The sequence below is a fragment of the Streptomyces sp. NPDC048257 genome (assembly GCF_043201855.1).
Classification (GTDB): domain Bacteria; phylum Actinomycetota; class Actinomycetes; order Streptomycetales; family Streptomycetaceae; genus Streptomyces.
The window spans coordinates 175,972-191,729 of sequence record NZ_JBICZI010000009.1 but is presented as its reverse complement, the minus strand read 5'-3'; the positions used below and the strand labels follow the sequence as shown (position 1 = coordinate 191,729).

At 73.2% G+C, this 15,758-nt stretch carries 14 protein-coding genes; 6 read left to right on the top strand and 8 right to left on the bottom strand.

Annotated elements, in window-relative coordinates; all coding sequences use genetic code 11:
• Positions 1–169 precede the first annotated feature (169 nt).
• Complete coding sequence (locus ACGFZK_RS20215; protein WP_393850232.1) at positions 170–1,327, bottom strand: cystathionine gamma-synthase; 1,158 nt, start codon at positions 1,325–1,327, stop codon at positions 170–172.
• A 74-nt stretch (positions 1,328–1,401) separates the two neighbouring features.
• On the opposite strand from ACGFZK_RS20215, the gene ACGFZK_RS20210 reads away from it, so the two are divergent.
• The 4 genes from ACGFZK_RS20210 to msrA all read left to right on the top strand — a co-directional run bounded on the left by ACGFZK_RS20210 (position 1,402) and on the right by msrA (position 6,412).
• The gene (locus ACGFZK_RS20210) at positions 1,402–2,508 is read left to right on the top strand and encodes a hypothetical protein (protein WP_393850231.1); all 1,107 of its coding nucleotides are present in this window, start codon (positions 1,402–1,404) and stop codon (positions 2,506–2,508) included.
• A 422-nt stretch (positions 2,509–2,930) separates the two neighbouring features.
• Positions 2,931–4,529 (top strand): M48 family metallopeptidase, encoded by a 1,599-nt coding sequence (locus ACGFZK_RS20205; RefSeq protein WP_393850230.1) that lies wholly within the window; start codon positions 2,931–2,933, stop codon positions 4,527–4,529.
• Complete coding sequence (locus ACGFZK_RS20200; RefSeq protein WP_393850229.1) at positions 4,526–5,665, top strand: hypothetical protein; 1,140 nt, start codon at positions 4,526–4,528, stop codon at positions 5,663–5,665. Before ACGFZK_RS20205 ends, ACGFZK_RS20200 begins: the two co-directional genes overlap by 4 nt.
• A gap of 78 nt (positions 5,666–5,743) precedes the next feature.
• The gene (msrA, locus tag ACGFZK_RS20195; protein WP_393850228.1) at positions 5,744–6,412 is read left to right on the top strand and encodes a peptide-methionine (S)-S-oxide reductase MsrA; all 669 of its coding nucleotides are present in this window, start codon (positions 5,744–5,746) and stop codon (positions 6,410–6,412) included.
• 181 nt (positions 6,413–6,593) lie between these two features.
• On the opposite strand, the gene ACGFZK_RS20190 is transcribed toward msrA, so the two are convergent.
• Positions 6,594–7,397, bottom strand: coding sequence for an NPCBM/NEW2 domain-containing protein (locus ACGFZK_RS20190; RefSeq protein ID WP_393850227.1), 804 nt, complete (start codon positions 7,395–7,397; stop codon positions 6,594–6,596).
• A gap of 93 nt (positions 7,398–7,490) precedes the next feature.
• Positions 7,491–8,582, bottom strand: coding sequence for an NAD(P)-dependent alcohol dehydrogenase (locus ACGFZK_RS20185; RefSeq protein WP_393850226.1), 1,092 nt, complete (start codon positions 8,580–8,582; stop codon positions 7,491–7,493).
• Positions 8,583–8,750: 168 nt separating this feature from the next.
• Here ACGFZK_RS20185 and ACGFZK_RS20180 point away from each other — a divergent pair, with 168 nt between their 5' ends.
• A complete protein-coding gene (locus ACGFZK_RS20180) occupies positions 8,751–9,665 on the top strand; it encodes a helix-turn-helix transcriptional regulator (protein WP_393850225.1) in 915 nt (304 codons plus the stop codon).
• Here ACGFZK_RS20180 and ACGFZK_RS20175 read toward each other — a convergent pair.
• The 3 genes from ACGFZK_RS20175 to ACGFZK_RS20165 form a co-directional block, all read right to left on the bottom strand.
• Complete coding sequence (locus ACGFZK_RS20175; protein WP_393850224.1) at positions 9,655–10,617, bottom strand: GNAT family N-acetyltransferase; 963 nt, start codon at positions 10,615–10,617, stop codon at positions 9,655–9,657. The genes ACGFZK_RS20180 and ACGFZK_RS20175 overlap by 11 nt on opposite strands.
• 105 nt (positions 10,618–10,722) lie before the next feature.
• Entirely contained in the window at positions 10,723–11,991 is a 1,269-nt protein-coding gene (locus ACGFZK_RS20170) for an Ig-like domain-containing protein (RefSeq protein WP_393850223.1), read from the bottom strand.
• 133 nt (positions 11,992–12,124) lie between these two features.
• Positions 12,125–12,421: a hypothetical protein gene (locus ACGFZK_RS20165; protein WP_393850222.1), complete on the bottom strand. Its 297-nt coding sequence runs from the start codon at positions 12,419–12,421 to the stop codon at positions 12,125–12,127.
• Positions 12,422–12,573: 152 nt separating this feature from the next.
• Here ACGFZK_RS20165 and ACGFZK_RS20160 point away from each other — a divergent pair, with 152 nt between their 5' ends.
• Positions 12,574–12,915 (top strand): hypothetical protein, encoded by a 342-nt coding sequence (locus ACGFZK_RS20160; RefSeq protein ID WP_393850221.1) that lies wholly within the window; start codon positions 12,574–12,576, stop codon positions 12,913–12,915.
• Between the two features lie 61 nt (positions 12,916–12,976).
• Here the strand turns inward: ACGFZK_RS20160 and hutH are convergent, their stop codons facing one another.
• Complete coding sequence (gene hutH / locus ACGFZK_RS20155; RefSeq protein ID WP_393850311.1) at positions 12,977–14,518, bottom strand: histidine ammonia-lyase; 1,542 nt, start codon at positions 14,516–14,518, stop codon at positions 12,977–12,979.
• 107 nt (positions 14,519–14,625) lie between these two features.
• Positions 14,626–15,741, bottom strand: coding sequence for a diguanylate cyclase domain-containing protein (locus ACGFZK_RS20150; protein ID WP_393850220.1), 1,116 nt, complete (start codon positions 15,739–15,741; stop codon positions 14,626–14,628).
• Positions 15,742–15,758: the final 17 nt, after the last annotated feature.

The window sequence follows — 15,758 nt, the reverse complement described above, 5'->3', positions numbered from 1 at the left end:
CGCCCGGCCGGCCGCCCCCCCCCCCCCCCCCCGGGCGGCGGGGGGGGGGGGGGCCCCCCCCCCCCCCCCCCCCCCCCCCCCCCCCGGCGAGGCTGATACGGCCCGGCGCAGCCGGAATGGGCGGGAGGGGCCGGGCCCCGGCGGGGGCGGGTGGGGCCCGGCGGGGGGGTCAGCCCAGGGCCTGGGTCAGGTCCGCGAGGAGGTCATCGCCGTTCTCGATGCCCACCGACAGGCGGATGAGGTCCGCCGGGACCTCCAGGGCCGAGCCGGCCACCGACGCGTGCGTCATGCGGCCCGGGTGCTCGATCAGGGACTCGACGCCGCCCAGGGACTCGGCCAGGGTGAAGATCTTGGTGCGGCCGCAGACCGCGACCGCCTCTTCCTCGCCGCCGGCGACCTGGAAGGAGATCATGCCGCCGAAGTTGCGCATCTGCTTGGCCGCGACCTCGTGCCCCGGGTGCTCGGCCAGGCCCGGGTAGAGGACCTTGGTGACCTTCGGGTGGCGCGCGAGCATCTCGACGATCTTGCCCGCGTTCTCCGCGTGCCGGTCCATGCGCACGGCCAGGGTCTTGATGCCCCGCAGCACGATCCAGGAGTCGAACGGCCCGGCCACCGCGCCCATCGCGTTCTGGTGGTAGGCCAGCTCCTCGCCCAGCGCCGCGTCCGCGGTGACCAGTGCGCCGCCGACCACGTCGGAGTGCCCGCCCATGTACTTGGTCAGCGAGTGCACGACCACGTCCGCGCCGAGCGCGAGGGGCTGCTGGAGGTAGGGCGAGGCGAAGGTGTTGTCCACGACCAGCTTGGCGCCGGCCGTCCGCGCGATGTCGGCGACGACGGCGATGTCGGTGATGCCGAGCAGCGGGTTGGAGGGGGTCTCGACCCAGATGACCTTCGTCTTCGGGGTGAGGGCCGCCCGTACCGACTCGGGGTCGGAGGTGTCGGCCACCGACCACTCGACGCCCCAGCGGGAGACGACCTTCGCGAAGAGGCGGAAGGTGCCGCCGTACGCGTCGTTCGGGATGACCACGTGGTCGCCCGGCGCGAGCAGCGTACGCAGCAGGCAGTCCTCGGCGGCGAGCCCGGACGCGAAGGCGAGGCCGCGACGGCCGCCCTCCAGGGCCGCGAGGTTCTCCTCCAGCGCGGTACGGGTCGGGTTGGCGCTGCGGCTGTACTCGTAGCCGCCGCGGAGTCCTCCGACACCGTCCTGCTTGTAGGTGGAAACCTGGTAGATCGGGGGTACGACCGCGCCGGTCTGCGGGTCCGCCGTGTTGCCCGCGTGGATCGCGCGGGTCTCGAAGCTCTGGTGCTCGTGGCTGTCGTCGCTCATGGTCCGATGCTATGCCCGCCCGGGACCCGCACCCCTATTGGCCCGCTCCCCCCTCGGTCTGGTTCGCTGGAGGCATGGAGATTCTGTGGTTGGTGTTCGCGATGGTCATGATCGCGTTCATTCTCGGTCCGTACATCCGGCGTCGGCGCGGGGGTATCCGCCTGGTCGCGCCGGGCAGCCCCGATGCCGCCGACCCGGAGAACTACGGATTCGCCCGGCAGGAGGAGCTCGACGTCCGGGTCCCCGGTCCCGACCAGGACCTGATGGACGCCCTCGACAACGTGCAGCGCACCGGGCAGTGGCAGGCGGCCTCGCAGCTGCTCGCCGGGACCCCGCGGGAGGGCGAGCGGCGCTGGCAGCGGGTACAGGCCTTCGGCGGTGCGGCGGCCCTGGACCTGGCGGCGCAGCCCGGGGTGGGCGCCCAGTGGCTGAAGGCGTGGCGGCTGGAGGCTGAGAAGGACCCGGGCGGCGCGCAGGTCCACGCGGAGCTGCTGGTGCAGCAGGCGTGGCGGCAGTCGGGCGGGGTCGGCTCCGATGACCACCGGATCATCCTGGAGGAGGCGCGGGAGGCGTGCCGCAAGGCCGCGCTGCTGGCGCCGGGGGACCCGGTCCCGTACATCACGGAGCTGGCGGTCGCGCGGGGACTGGCCTACCCGGAGGCGGAGTTCGACGAGCTGTGGGCGAAGGTCATCGACCGGGCCCCGGAGCACATGGGCGCCCATCTCGCCGCGCTGCACTACTGGGGCGCGCAGTGGCACGGCTCGCGGGAGAAGGCCGACGCCTTCGCGCACGCGGCCGCGGCGCGCGCCCCGCAGGGCTCGCTGCTGGCGGCCCTGCCGATGTTCGCGCTGCGCGAGAACCAGCCCGACATCGTGCTGAGCCCGAGCTTCTACCGGAGCGCGGTCGTCACGCGGGCGGTGGAGGGCGCGCTGTACACGGTGCACACGGCGCGGCAGGACGACCCGGTGCTGGCGCACGTGCGGCACCTGCTGATGATGTTCCTGGTCTGCATGGAGCGGTGGGCGGAGGCGATGGAGCAGGTGCGGCACGTGGACGGGTACGTGGGCGCGCTGCCGTGGTCGGAGGCGGAGGACCCGGCGGCGGTGTACGCCGTGTACCGGGCGATGGCGGTGGCGGGGTACGAGGCGAACGGCGGGTCGCCGGCGACCCTGCCGCGGTAGCCCTCCGGGCGGGTCGGCGGATCCCGGGCCTTGCCCTTGTGCCTGGCGGCGGCCCTGCCCTTGGCCCGGCGGCGGCCCTGCCCGGCCCGGCGGCGGCGCGGCGGCGCGGGGTGGGGTGGGGTCCCTCCGGGACGTCTCCTCGGCTCGCGAACCCTGAGCCGGACCGGTCCGGCGGGCGGCGGTGGGTTCGCTCGACCTGCGGGGACGTCCCCGAGCGCCCCCACCCCGCAGCGCACTGCCCACCGCCGCCAGCGGTTCGCCCCGCCTGCCGGGACGCCGCACAGTGCCCCACCCCGCCTGTGGGCGGGGATCCATGGAGAATAAGGTTGCTGTAAGTAATCACAGGCCGCATGATGCGGCGGTGGCCGTGGCCTTCTGCCCTGCCACCCACTCTTTTCGTTCCCGTGGGGGGATCTGTCCATATGGGCGCTTCACTGCGCGCCTTGCGCGCTCTCGTCCTGCTCGCCGGCTTCTATCTGCTCGGCGTGTTCCTGCTGGCCGCCCTCGGTGGAATCGACTACGCCCTCGTCACCCACCTGCACGGCCCGGTCGTGGCGAAGCTGCTCCTCGTCTCCGTCGTCCTCACCGTCCCGATCGTGCGCGGCCTGTTCATGCTGCGCACCCCCAGGGGCGATGCCCCGGCCGGTGTCGCCGTCAGCGAGGCGCAGGAGCCCGAGCTGTGGCGGGCCGTGCGCGACGTCGCGCAGCAGGTCGGCACCCGCGCCCCCGACGAGATCGTGCTGATCGACGAGGTGAACGCGGCCGTCGCCGAGGACGCCAGGCTGCTGGGTCTGCGGCCCGGCACCCGCCGCCTGTACCTCGGCCTGCCGCTGATGACGGGCCTGGACGAGATGCAGCTGCGCGCCGTCCTCGCCCACGAGATGGGCCACTACGCGAACTTCGACACCCGCCTCACCCCGCTGATCGCCCGCGGTCGCGCCCAGCTGATCCGTACCATCGGCTACTTCCACGAGCGTGCCGACAAGAAGGTCGCCAAGGAGCGCGCGAAGCAGGAGCGCAAGGACGAGAAGCGGATCGCCAAGGGCAAGAAGGCCAAGGGCGTCGACACCGCGGGCGAGGGTGCGATGTACCGCGCCATGGCCAAGATCTACATCGCGTACGGCAACTTCTACATGCGCGCCACCCGCTCCACCTCCCGCCGCCAGGAGCTCGCCGCCGACCTCGCCTCGGTCCGCGTCGCCGGACGTGACTCCGCCGCCTCCGCGCTGCGCGAGCTGAACGCCCTCGACTCGGCGCACGACTTCTACATGAGCTCGTACGCCACCCTCGGCGTCGGCGCCGGTCTGCTGCCCCGCCCCGGTGAGGTCTTCGGCGGTCTGCGCCGGCTCCTGGACGCGCGGTCGGCCGATCTGGAGGAGCTGCGCCGGGAACTGTCGACCGAGCCCACCTCCCCCTACGACTCCCACCCCGCGCTCGCCGAGCGCGTGGCCCGCATCGAGGCGCTGCCCGACGACGGCCGTGGTGGGCGGGCCGCCCGCCCGGCCCTGGAGCTGCTGGCCGACGCCGGCGCGGCGCTGGCCGCGCTGGAGCAGGTCGTCCTCACTCCGGAGGCGCTCGCGCTCCAGCGGGTCGACTGGGACGAACTCGTCCACCGGTCCATGACCCTGTACGTCGGCCAGGGCGCGGAGGACATCCGTGAGGCCCTCGCCGCCGAGGGCGCGGGCCCCGGGCTCGAAGCGCTGCTCGACGCGATCGACGCCGACCCGGCCGTGCGCTGGCGCATCGCCGACCGTTTCCCGAAGTCCGAGGAGGCGGCGGCCGCGACCGGCCGCACGGCCCGCGAGTTCGCCCGCCCGGTCGTCCGGCGCGCCCTGAACCAGCTGGTCACCGTCGAGCTGACGGAGCGCGGCGCCGCCCGCTGGCAGCTGTCCTGGTCCGACTCGGCCGCCCTGCGCTACACGGCCGACGGCTTCGAGGACCGGCTGGGCCCGGTCCTGGACGCGGCCGTCGCCGACCAGCCCGACACCGAATCCCTGCGAAAGCTGGTGCTTGCCCCGTGATCGGCCTCTACATCCTGGGCGCCGTGCTGCTGTTCGGCGCGTTCAAGTTCCTGCGCGGCGCCTACTACATCCGCAAGGCGAAGGCCCTCGAGGCCGAGATCGGGACCCTGAACGCCGGTACCGATGCCGTCAAGGCCGAGCAGAAGGCCGAGAAGGCGGCGAAGGTCGTCGCCCTGGGCTTCGTGGCGGAGGCCGACCTCGACACCGAGAACCCCGCTCCGGTGCCGCCGGAGCGGACGGCCGCCCTGGAGGCCGTCCGGTCGGGCGACTGGGAGGCGGGCGCCGCCTACATCGAGGCGGCCGGCAAGGACTGGCAGGAGCGGATGGAGCGGGTCCGCCCGCTGGCCGAGGCGGCCGCCGAGGACGACGCGTGGCTGCTGGCCTGGCGCGCGGCCCGGCCCGAGGACCCGACGGCCGCCCTGGTCGACGCCGACACCGCGATCATGGTGGCGTGGAACGTACGCGGTGGGCAGTCGGGCAGCCGCACCACGCAGGAGCAGTTCCGGCTCTTCCGCGAACTGCTGGTCAAGGCGCAGGAGGTCGCGCACGAGGCCCAGCGCCTCGCCGACCCGGCCGACCCGACCCCGTACATCGTGGAGCAGCCCATCGGGCAGGGCCTGGGCTACTCGCACGAGCGGTACCTAGAGCTGTGGGCGCAGGTCGTCGAGCGCGACCCGAAGGTCCTGTGGTCGCACATCAGCGGCCTGCAGTACTGGTGCCGGAAGTGGCGCGGCTCGCACGAGCTGGCGCTCGCCTTCGCGCGGGAGTCGGCGGCCGCCGGACGTCCCGGTGACCTGCTGTCGCTGCTGCCGCTGATCGCGTACTTCGAGCAGGAGACGCACGAGGACGACCTGACGGCCGAGACGTTCTTCAAGGAGCCGGAGATCGTCGCAGCGGTGGACGCGGCGCTGCTGGACCTGGCTGCGGCCGGGGACGACCACCCGGGGACGGCGCGCATCCGGCACCTGCTGGCGTACCTGCTGTTCTGGCAGGACCGCGACGAGCAGGCGGTCGAGCAGTTCCGTCACATCGACGGGTACATCGGCTGCCTGCCGTGGTCCTACGCGGGATCGCCGAAGGGCCGGTACCTGTACGCCCGTGACTGGGCGGTGGGCGTGAGCACGCCGGGCTTCTGACGGATGCGGCGGCGGAGGGCGGGTCGGGGAATCCCGGCCCGCCCTCCGCACGTTGTCACTGCCACAAGGAGGGAATCCATGTTCTCGTACCGCCGTACGCCCGAGCTCCCCACCCGCGAGGAGGCCCTGACGGGCCGCACGGAGCCGCTGTTCGCCGTGCCCGACCGGCACACCGTGCTGGGCAACCCGCTGTCCGGCCCCTACTCCGCGCACCTCGAGGTGGCCGACTTCGGCCTGGGCTGCTTCTGGGGCGCCGAGCGCAAGTTCTGGCAGACCCCCGGGGTGTGGACCACGCTGGCCGGCTACCAGGGCGGCTTCACCGAGAATCCGACCTACGAGGAGGTCTGCTCGGGCCTGACCGGGCACACCGAGGTCGTGCGGGTGGTCTTCGACCCGTCCCAGGTGTCCTACGCGGCGCTCCTGAAGCTGTTCTGGGAGTCCCACGACCCCACCCAGGGCTTCCGCCAGGGCAACGACGTGGGCACCCAGTACCGCTCTGCGGCCTACACCCACTCCCCCGCCCAGCAGGCGACGGCGGAGGCCTCCCGCACCGCCTACCAGCAGGTCCTGGCCTCCTCGGGCTACGGCCCAATCACCACGGCGGTCCTCCCGGCGGCCGAGCGCCCCTTCTGGCCCGCTGAGGCACACCACCAGCAGTACCTGGACAAGAACCCGGGCGGCTACTGCGGCATCGGCGGCACGGGCGTCTCCTGCCCGATCGGCGTGGCGAAGGCCCCCGGGGCTTGAGCGTCCCGCTCGCCGATCCCGCGCACGAGCGGCTGACCCGTTTCTGGCGGGAGCACCGGCCGCCGGGCCCGCTGCTCCCGCACGACCACTCTGGACGAAGCCGACGACCCGAACCGGATGCGCGAGCGGCACTCGGGATGGCTGTCCGCGCACCCGTCGGGGTACTGAAGGCCGCCCCGGATCAGGTGAGCGTCACGTAGGGGCGGGCCCAGGAAGTGTGGTCGAAGGAGGAGCGGGCGTTCGCGTCCTCGACCAGCACGTGGAGGAGGCGGACGCCGCTCACGTCGAGGTCGATCGCGGTCGGGCCGCCGGCTCCGGTCAGGGTGGCCGTGGTCAGCAGCGTCCGGCCGTCGGCCCGGACGACGGCGCGGGTGGCGCCGGCCGGCGACTGGTGCGTGGAGAAGTCGTCGATGCCGACGAGGGCGGTGAACCGGGACGCGCGGCCGCCCAGGTGGCAGACGATCTCCGAGGGGGCGTGGACGCCGAGGCCCTTGGGGCACGTCACACCGCCGAAGGCGATCGGGGTGCCGTCGCCCGCCCCCTGCTTGCCGTTGGAGCGGTCGATCTCCACCGGGCCCCAGCCGTTGGTGGCCGGGACCCACGGGAGGTCGCTGAGGTGGCTGTCCTTCGTGGGCGGCGCCGGGAGCGGGGTGAACCGCGTCGGCGCCGTGAAGCGGAACGGTGAGGACGTGCTCGCCTGCGGTGTGAGCAGGGCCGGGGCCGTGGTCGGCGCGCTCACCCTCCAGGTGGTGGTCAGGGCCCGGCCGGGGGCGAGGGAGGCCGCGGCCGTGGGGCCGGTGGGCGTGGCCGTCCAGCCGGGCGGGAGCGGGAGGGTGACGCGTACCTCGGGCCAGGCGCGGGCCGTGCCGTTCGACAGCGTCGTGGTGAGCGTCGAGGCCGGCGCGTCGGCGACCGCCGTCAGTCCCCACGCGCGGCGCGCGTACGTGTCCGCCCACGAGGCCCGCAGCATGGCCGCCGGGGCCATGCACGCGGCATGCAGAACGTGTGACACCCGCAGCCGGCCTCCGGCGCTCCGACGGCCCGACGGCCCGGCGCTCCGGCGCTCCGGCGCTCCGGGTCAGATCGTCGACGCGTCGATCACGAAGCGGTAGCGCACGTCGCTCGCCAGCACCCGCTCGTACGCCTCGTTGATCCGGTCGGCACCGATGAGCTCGATCTCCGCGCCCAGCCCGTGCTCGGCGCAGAAGTCCAGCATCTCCTGGGTCTCGGCGATCCCGCCGATCATCGAACCGGCGAGGGTCCTGCGGCCGTTGATGACGGAGAAGAGGTTGAGCGCGACCGGCTCCTCCGGGGCGCCGACGTTCACCAGCGCGCCGTCGACCTTCAGCAGGCCCAGGTACGCGTCCAGGCCGAGCGGCGCCGAGACGGTGGAAAGGATCAGGTCGAAGCGGCCGGCCAGTTCCTCGAAGGTGGCCTTGTCGGCGGTGGCGTAGAAGTGGGAGGCGCCCAGCTTCAGGCCGTCCTCCTTCTTGCGGAGGGTCTGCGACAGGACGGTGACCTCCGCGCCGAGCGCGTGCGCGATCTTCACGCCGATGTGGCCGAGGCCGCCGAGGCCGACGACCGCGACCTTCTTGCCGGGGCCCGCCTGCCAGTGCTTGAGCGGGGAGTAGAGGGTGATGCCAGCGCACAGCAGCGGGGCGGCGACGTCGAGGGCGAGGCCGTCGGGGATGCGGACGGTGTACTTCTCGTCGACGACGAGGTGGGTGGAGTAACCGCCGTACGTGGGCTCACCGTTGCGGTCGAGGGCGTTGTACGTGCCGGTCATGCCCTCGGCGCAGTACTGCTCCTGACCGCGCAGGCAGTACTCGCACACGCGGCAGGAGTCGACGAAGCAGCCGACGCCCACCCGGTCCCCGACGGAGAACCCGGTGACGGCCGCGCCGACCTCGGAGACGACACCGGCGATCTCGTGGCCGGGGACCATCGGGTAGATGCCCTCGCCCCAGCCGTCGCGCGCCTGGTGGATGTCGGAGTGGCAGATGCCCGAGTACTTGATGTCGATGAGCACGTCGTGGTCGCCGACGGGGCGGCGCGTGATGGTGGTGCGCTCCAGCGGGGCCTTGGCGGCGGGGGCTGCGTACGCGGCGACCCGGGTGCCCTGGGCGGGCTGGGGGGCCTGGGCGGGCTGAGTGGTCTGGGTGACGGACATCGGGGTGGGTGCTCCTCGAACGGTGAACTGCGTCTGGTGTGGCCCCCACGTTGCCGGTTCGTACGGGATCCGGCCATCCCCCTGTCCTGCCTACGACCGGTGAACCTACCCCTGACGGGGTCAGGCTCACGCCTGCTCCGCGGTGCGCCGCCCGGGGATACTGGCGGGATGGACCAGCTTGATCAGCGAGCCTGCCTCGGAGAGTTCCTCCGTTCCCGCCGTGCGCGGCTGCGCCCCGAGGACGTGGGCCTGCCGGACCACGGGCGCCGCCGGCGCGTGCCCGGGCTGCGCCGTGAGGAGCTGGCGCAGTTGGCGGGGGTGTCGGTCGCGTACTACACGCGGCTGGAGCAGCGCGACGGGCACAACGTGTCGGTGGAGGTCCTGGACGCGCTCGCGCGGGCCCTGCGGCTGGACGGGACCGAGCGGGCGCACCTGATGGACCTGGCGCGGCCGAAGGCGCACCGGCGCCGCCAGAGCCGGCGCCCGCAGCAGGTGCGTCCGGAGCTGCGCACGCTGATGGACGCGATGTGCGGGGTACCGGCGTACCTCGTGGGGCACCGCCAGGACGTCATCGGCTGGAACCGGCTGGCGGCCGCGGTCTTCGGGGACTTCGGGGCGCTGCCGGCCGCCGAGCGGAACCTGGTGCGGCTGGTGTTCCTGGATCCGGCGACGGCGGAGCTGTACGGGGAGTGGGAGTGCCGGGCGTGCGAGGTGGTGAGCAATCTCCGGGTGTACGCGGGTCAGCACCCGGACGACGAGCGGCTGTCGGCGCTGGTCGGGGAGCTGTCGGTGAAGAACGAGGAGTTCCGGCGGCTGTGGGCGGCGCACACGGTGGCGGACAAGACGCACGGGGAGAAGCTGCTGCGGCACCCCCTCGTGGGGGAGATGCGGCTGTCGTTCGAGACGCTGACGCTCCCGGACGACCCGGCGCAGTCCCTGGTCACCTTCCACGCGGTCCCCGGCTCGCCGTCGGCGGACGCCCTGCGTCTGCTCTCGGCGTGGTCGGCCCCGTCGGCCCCACCGGCCCCGTCCGCACCTGCGAAGGAGGCCGGGGCCGACCGGCATTCGACGGCTACAGGCTGAGCTGGAAGTACGCCGCGGGGCGGTCGAGGCGGTAGCCGAGGCGCTCGTTGACCGCCCGCATCGCGGTGTTCTCGTCGGCCACCGTGGTGGCGATCCGGCGCAGGCCCGGGTACCGGCCGCGGGCCCGTTCCAGCATGTGCAGCTTGACCGAGCGGCCCAGGCCCTGGCCCCGGTGGGCGGGGGCGACCACGGTGTCGTACTGGAGGGCGCGCGGGCCGGCCGGGTCGGGCAGGACCAGTTCCGTATACGCGGCCACCTCGCCCTGCGCGGTCACCGCGGCGACCGTGGTGATCTCGCCGCCGCGGTCCAGGATCAGCTGGTGCGCGGCGTGCAGCCGCTGCGGCGTCCAGGTCTCGGCCTTCTCGTCGACGTCGCCCATGGGTGCGTCCTCCATCGCCCCGTGCGCCGTGGCCAGCGGCCCGGCCCAGTCGTCCGGCACCGGGCCGTGCCAGGCGCGCAGTTCGTACCCCGGGGCGACGGGGGCCGGGGCCTCGGCCCGCTGCCGGGTCACGTCCTGCTCGTACCAGGCCATGGGCAGGGCGTTCTCGAACCCGAGCGACTGCGCGAACAGCTGCCCCGGTCCGCCCAGGTCCACCAGGGTCAGGACGGAGGTCCGGCCCTGCGCGAGCAGCTCGGCCCGGACCTGCTCCCACAGGGCCCGGCCCAGCCCGCGGCGCCGGGCGTCCGGACGTACGGCGAGCACGTCGAGGAAGGCGGTGTGCGCGTTCGCCTCGTCCGAGAACAGGAGCAGTGCGGCCACGCCCGCTCCACCGTCCGCGGCCCAGAGCGCGGCGCTGCCGCGGGCCGGTGTCACGCACAGCCGTCCGGCCACCTCCGTCCGGGCGGGCGGCGGCACCTGCGGCAGGTCGACGGCCTGGGCGGCGACGAGCACCGCGGTCCAGGCGTCGACTTCGGTATCGGTCGGGGGCAGCGACAGCGCGCGAACGGTCATACCGGGGACCCTAGATGATCTAGTGACGAGGGACCCGGGGGTTGGTACGACGAACGGCGGGGACCCCGTGAGGGATCCCCGCCGTTCACGGCTTCGGTACGGAGGTCAGGCGGCCGAGCCGGCCTTCCACTCCGACCAGCTCATGTTCCAGCCGTTGAGGCCGTTGTCGGGCTTGATCGTCTTGTCCGGGGAGTTGATCACGGTGACCACGTCGCCGATGAGGGAGTTGTCGAAGAACCACGCGGCGGGCTGGTTCGGGTCGCCCGCGCCCTTGGCGTCGTTCAGGCCGACACAGCCGTGGCTGGTGTTGGCACTGCCGAAGACCGAGTCGGCGCCCCAGTAGTTGCCGTGGATGAAGGTGCCGGACTGGGACAGCCGCATGGCGTGCGGGACGTCCTTGATGTCGTACTCGCCCTTGCCCTCGCTGTCCTTGAAGCCCACGGTGGAGCCGTCCATCCGGGTCTCCTTGAACTTCTCGGAGATCACCATCTGGCCGTTGTACGTCGGGTTCTCCGGGGAGCCCGCCGAGATCGGGATGGTCTTGAGGACCGCGTCGTCCCGCTTGACCGTCATCTTCTTGGTCTTCACGTCGACCTCGGAGACCTGGCTGCGGCCGATCTTGAAGGTGACGGTCTTGTTCTGGACGCCCTGGACGCCGGGAGCGCCCTGGACGCCCTCCAGCGCCAGCTTCATCGTGACGGTGGAGTTCGCCTGCCAGTACTTCTCCGGGCGGAAGTCCAGGCGCTGCGCGCCGAACCAGTGGCCGACGACTTCCTGGCCGCTGCTGGAGGTGACCGAGATCGCCGCCTGGACGGCCTTCTGGTCCTTGATCGGCTTGTTGAAGCTGATCGAGACCGGCATGCCCACGCCGACCGTCTGGCCGTCGTCCGGTATGAACGAGCCGACGAAGCTGTTCTCCGGGGAGACGGTGGTGAAGGAGGCGTTCTCGTGCGCCTCGCGGCCGTCGTCGTCCTTGGCGGTCGCCGCCAGGGCGTACTTCATGGAGCGCTTCAGCGCGGCGTCGGGCTTCCAGCTCTTGCCGTCGGCGGCGATCTTGCCGGGTACGGCCGTGCCCTCGCCGGTCTTCAGCTCGACCAGGGTGAGGGTGCCGTCACTGACGGCGACGTTGGCCGCGTCGTTGAGGCCGACGTTGGTGGCGCCGTCCTTCGGCGTGATGGTTATTTTGGCCTTGGAGGCGTCCTTGGCCGCCGCCGCGTCGACGTCCGCCTGGGCCTTGGCGGACTCGCCGCCCTTGGGCTTGTCGTCGTCCCCGCCGCCGCACGCCGAGAGCATCAGTACCCCACCGAGAACGGCGGATATGGCCACCAGGGACCTTCTCCGCCGCTTACTGTCCGTCCTCACACGCCACTCCATCGTTGCCGGATGCCCCGGAGGCTGCCGTCCCGGGGTTGGCCGGGCAGGGGGACACACCCCCTGCCTGGTCCTGACAACGCGTTAACGGCGCCGGCCGGTTCCACATTCCATTCGGATGTGGTCCACCACACGGTCAGGCGTTGTCGGGTTCCTCGTCGAAGTCCCCATCTTCCTCGTCCATGTCCCACTCCATCGACTCGGGGTCGTATTCGACGGGCTCGCTGCTCCAGGAGGCCTGTGCGAGCTCCACGCCGGGGATGTCCGCGACCAGGTCAGTGGGGTCGACGAGGTAGGCGAGGGCCTCCGACTCGTCCTCCTCGACGGCCGACTCCGCGTGGCCGCGCTCCTCGTCCGGCATGAACTCGTCGGCCTTGATGTGCGCGAGCGCGGCTCCGGTGAGTGCCTGGACGTCCGGTACCTCAAGTACCAAATCGACCCTAAGGCGTACGTATCGTGATGTCTCAGAAGAGTTCATACGACGGAGAGTAAGCCCGCGGAAGCCCCGACTTTCCCACGACCCGCCCCTTTCCGTAGCATCACCGCACACGGCCAATTCGCTGCTGCCACAAGGGGGATCGCACCGTGTCCGCACGCCGACCGCTGCTCACCGCTCTCGGAGCGACCACCCTCCTCGCCGCCCTGTGGTTCGTGCCCTCGGCGGGCGCCACCTCACCGGGCGCCGCGGAGACCCGCTCCGGCGCGCCCACGGGCGCGAACACCGCCGGGACGGCCACCGGCGCCGGCGACTCCGCCGACGCCCCCGGGACGGTCACGGGGACGTCCGCCGGGCCGGCCCGACCGCAGTCCCTGCTCGCCGACACCGGCTCCGTCGACACCACCCCCTACCTCCTGGGCGGCACGCTCTTCCTCGGCGTCGGGGCCGCCTTCGTGACCTTCTCGGTCCGCCGCTCGCACGCGCCGTAACGGGAAGGGCCGCCCCGGGAGCGATCCCGGGGCGGCCCTTCGCCGCGTGCGACGCCTGCCGTCAGGCGAGCGGACCCGTCACCGGCTCCACCGCGGCGAGCAGCCCGCCACTGCGGACGAACTCGTCCGCGGCGGCCAGGTCGGGGGCGAGGAAACGATCCGGCCCGGGGCCCTGCACGCCCGCCGCGCGGGCGGCCGCGATCGCGGCCCGGCTGGCCGGGGCCGGGGTCAGGCCGTGGCGCAGCTCGATGGCGCGGGTGGCCGCGTACAGCTCGATGGCGATGATCCGCGTCAGGTTGTCGACGGCGGTACGGAGCTTGCGCGCGGCCGACCAGCCCATCGAGACGTGGTCCTCCTGCATGGCGGAGGAGGGGATGGAGTCGGCCGAGGCCGGCACCGCGAGCCGCTTCATCTCACTGACCAGGGCGGCCTGCGTGTACTGGGCGATCATCAGACCGGAGTCCACGCCGGCGTCGTCCGCGAGGAATGGCGGCAGGCCGTGCGAGCGGTTCTTGTCGAGCAGCCGGTCGGTACGGCGCTCGGCGATGGAGCCGAGGTCCGCGGCCGCGATGGCGAGGAAGTCCAGCACGTAGGCGACCGGGGCCCCGTGGAAGTTGCCGTTGGACTCCACGCGCCCGTCGGGCAGCACCACCGGGTTGTCGACGGCGGCGGCCAGCTCGCGGGAGGCGACCAGGGCGGCGTGCGCCATGGTGTCGCGGCCGGCGCCGGCGACCTGCGGGGCGCAGCGCACCGAGTAGGCGTCCTGCACGCGCGGGGCGGACTCCTCCTGGAAGTGCCCGGTCAGCCCGGAGCCCTTCAGCACGGCGGCCATGTTGGCGGCGGAGGCGCCCTGGCCGGGGTGCGGGCGGATGGCGTGCAGCTCGGGCTGGAGGACCTTTTCGGTGCCGAGCAGCGCCTCCAGGGTGAGGGCGGCGGTGATGTCGGCGGAGGTGTAGAGCTTGCCGAGGTCGGCGAGGGCCATCACCAGCATGCCGAGCATGCCGTCGGTGCCGTTGAGGAGGGCGAGGCCCTCCTTCTCACGGAGCTCGACGGGGGCGATGCCGGCCTCGGCGAGCAGCTCCCCGGCGGGGCGGACGGTGCCGTCCGGGCCCTCGGCGTCGCCCTCGCCCATGAGCGCGAGCGCGCAGTGGGACAGCGGCGCGAGGTCGCCGGAGCAGCCGAGGGAGCCGTACTCGTGGACGACGGGGGTGATCCCGGCGTTGAGCACGTCGGCCATGGTCTGCGCGACGGAGGGGCGTACGCCGGTGTGACCGGAGGCGACGGTCTTGAGGCGCAGGAACATCAGCGCGCGGACGACCTCCCGCTCGACGCGCGGGCCCATGCCGGCGGCGTGCGAGCGGACGATGTTGCGCTGGAGCTGGGCACGCAGCTCGGGGCTGATGTGCCGGGAGGCGAGGGCACCGAACCCGGTGGACACCCCGTAGACGGGCTCGGGCTTGGCGGCGAGGGCGTCGACGATCTCGCGGGCGCGCGCGAGTGCGTCGAGCGCCTCGCCGGAGAGCTCGACGCGTGCGTTGCCGCGGGCTACGGCGATGACGTCCTCGGCAGTGGTCCCGGACGTCCCCACCACGACAGTGTGCATATCCATATTCAGCACCCTACGGATTGAATCGCTTCATGTCACTAGCTGAAACTGTCACGATCGCGCCGCGGCTGGACCCCTTACGGTCCGACGCCCCGGGCGGGCGCTCACGGCCGGCCGCGGAAGCGGCGCCGCTCCCCGGGAGCCTCCTGGGCGGCGGCGTCCGCGAGCCGGACCACCGCGGTGTCCCGGCCCGCCACGACCGGCTTGGGCGAGCGCGCGGCCTTCGCCTTGTACTGGGCGGCGTCCGCCAGCCGGAAGAGCCGCCGGGAGGACTTCACCAGCCCGATCGGATCCCCGGTGGAGGCCACCCCGCAGGCCACGCCCTCGCCCAGTTCCAGCTCGGCGGCCCGGGTGCACACCTCCTCGGTGACGCGCACGATCTCGTCCGCCGTCGGGCCGACCCCGACCAGGCAGAACTCGTCGCCGCCGAGGCGGGCCACCAGCGAGCCGGGCAGCATGGCCCCGCACAGACTCAGGACCGACCCGAAGCGCTCCAGCAGCCGGTCGCCCATGGCGTGCCCGAGGGTGTCGTTGACCTTCTTCAGGCCGTTCAGGTCACAGACGACGAGGCTGACGACCACCCCGGTCCGGCGGTGCTCCTCCAGGGCCTCGTCGAGCCGCATGTCGACCGCCCGCCGGTTCGCGAGCCCGGTCAGCGGGTCGGTGAAGGCGAGCCGCCGGGCCTCCTCCAGCCGCTCGTTCTGCGCGAGCCCGGCCGCGACCACGGCGGCGAGCACCGTGGCGAACTCGGCGTCGTCCTCGTCGAAGTCGGGCAGCCCCTCGTCCCGGGCGACGTACAGCTCGCCCCAGGCCCGCCCGCTGAGCACGACGGGCGCGACCACACAGGTCCCGCGGCCGCGGTGGCGCAGGGCCTCCCCGCGCCGCCCCGGCCGGTCGCCGACGGCGCTCTCGACCCAGGCGTGCGGGCCGCCGCCGCCCACCCACCGCTCGTGCAGGAACTCGGTGATCTCCGGGAAGTCGTGCACGGGGTAGGACTCGTCCTCGGGGAACTCCTCCTCGCCCGGCCGGCGCTCGCCCTCGTTCACCAGGACCCGCAGGCGCCCCCGCTCGCGCTCCCACGCGGAGATCGCGGCGAACGAGCCGTCCAGCGCCACGCGCGCCCCCCGCGCGGCCGCCCGCACACTGTCCCGCGGCGCGCACGCCGCGGCCATCGCCTGCGCGAGTCCCACCACGGCTCGTAGCCGCCCGTCAACTCCCATCACCCCAGGCTAGGGAC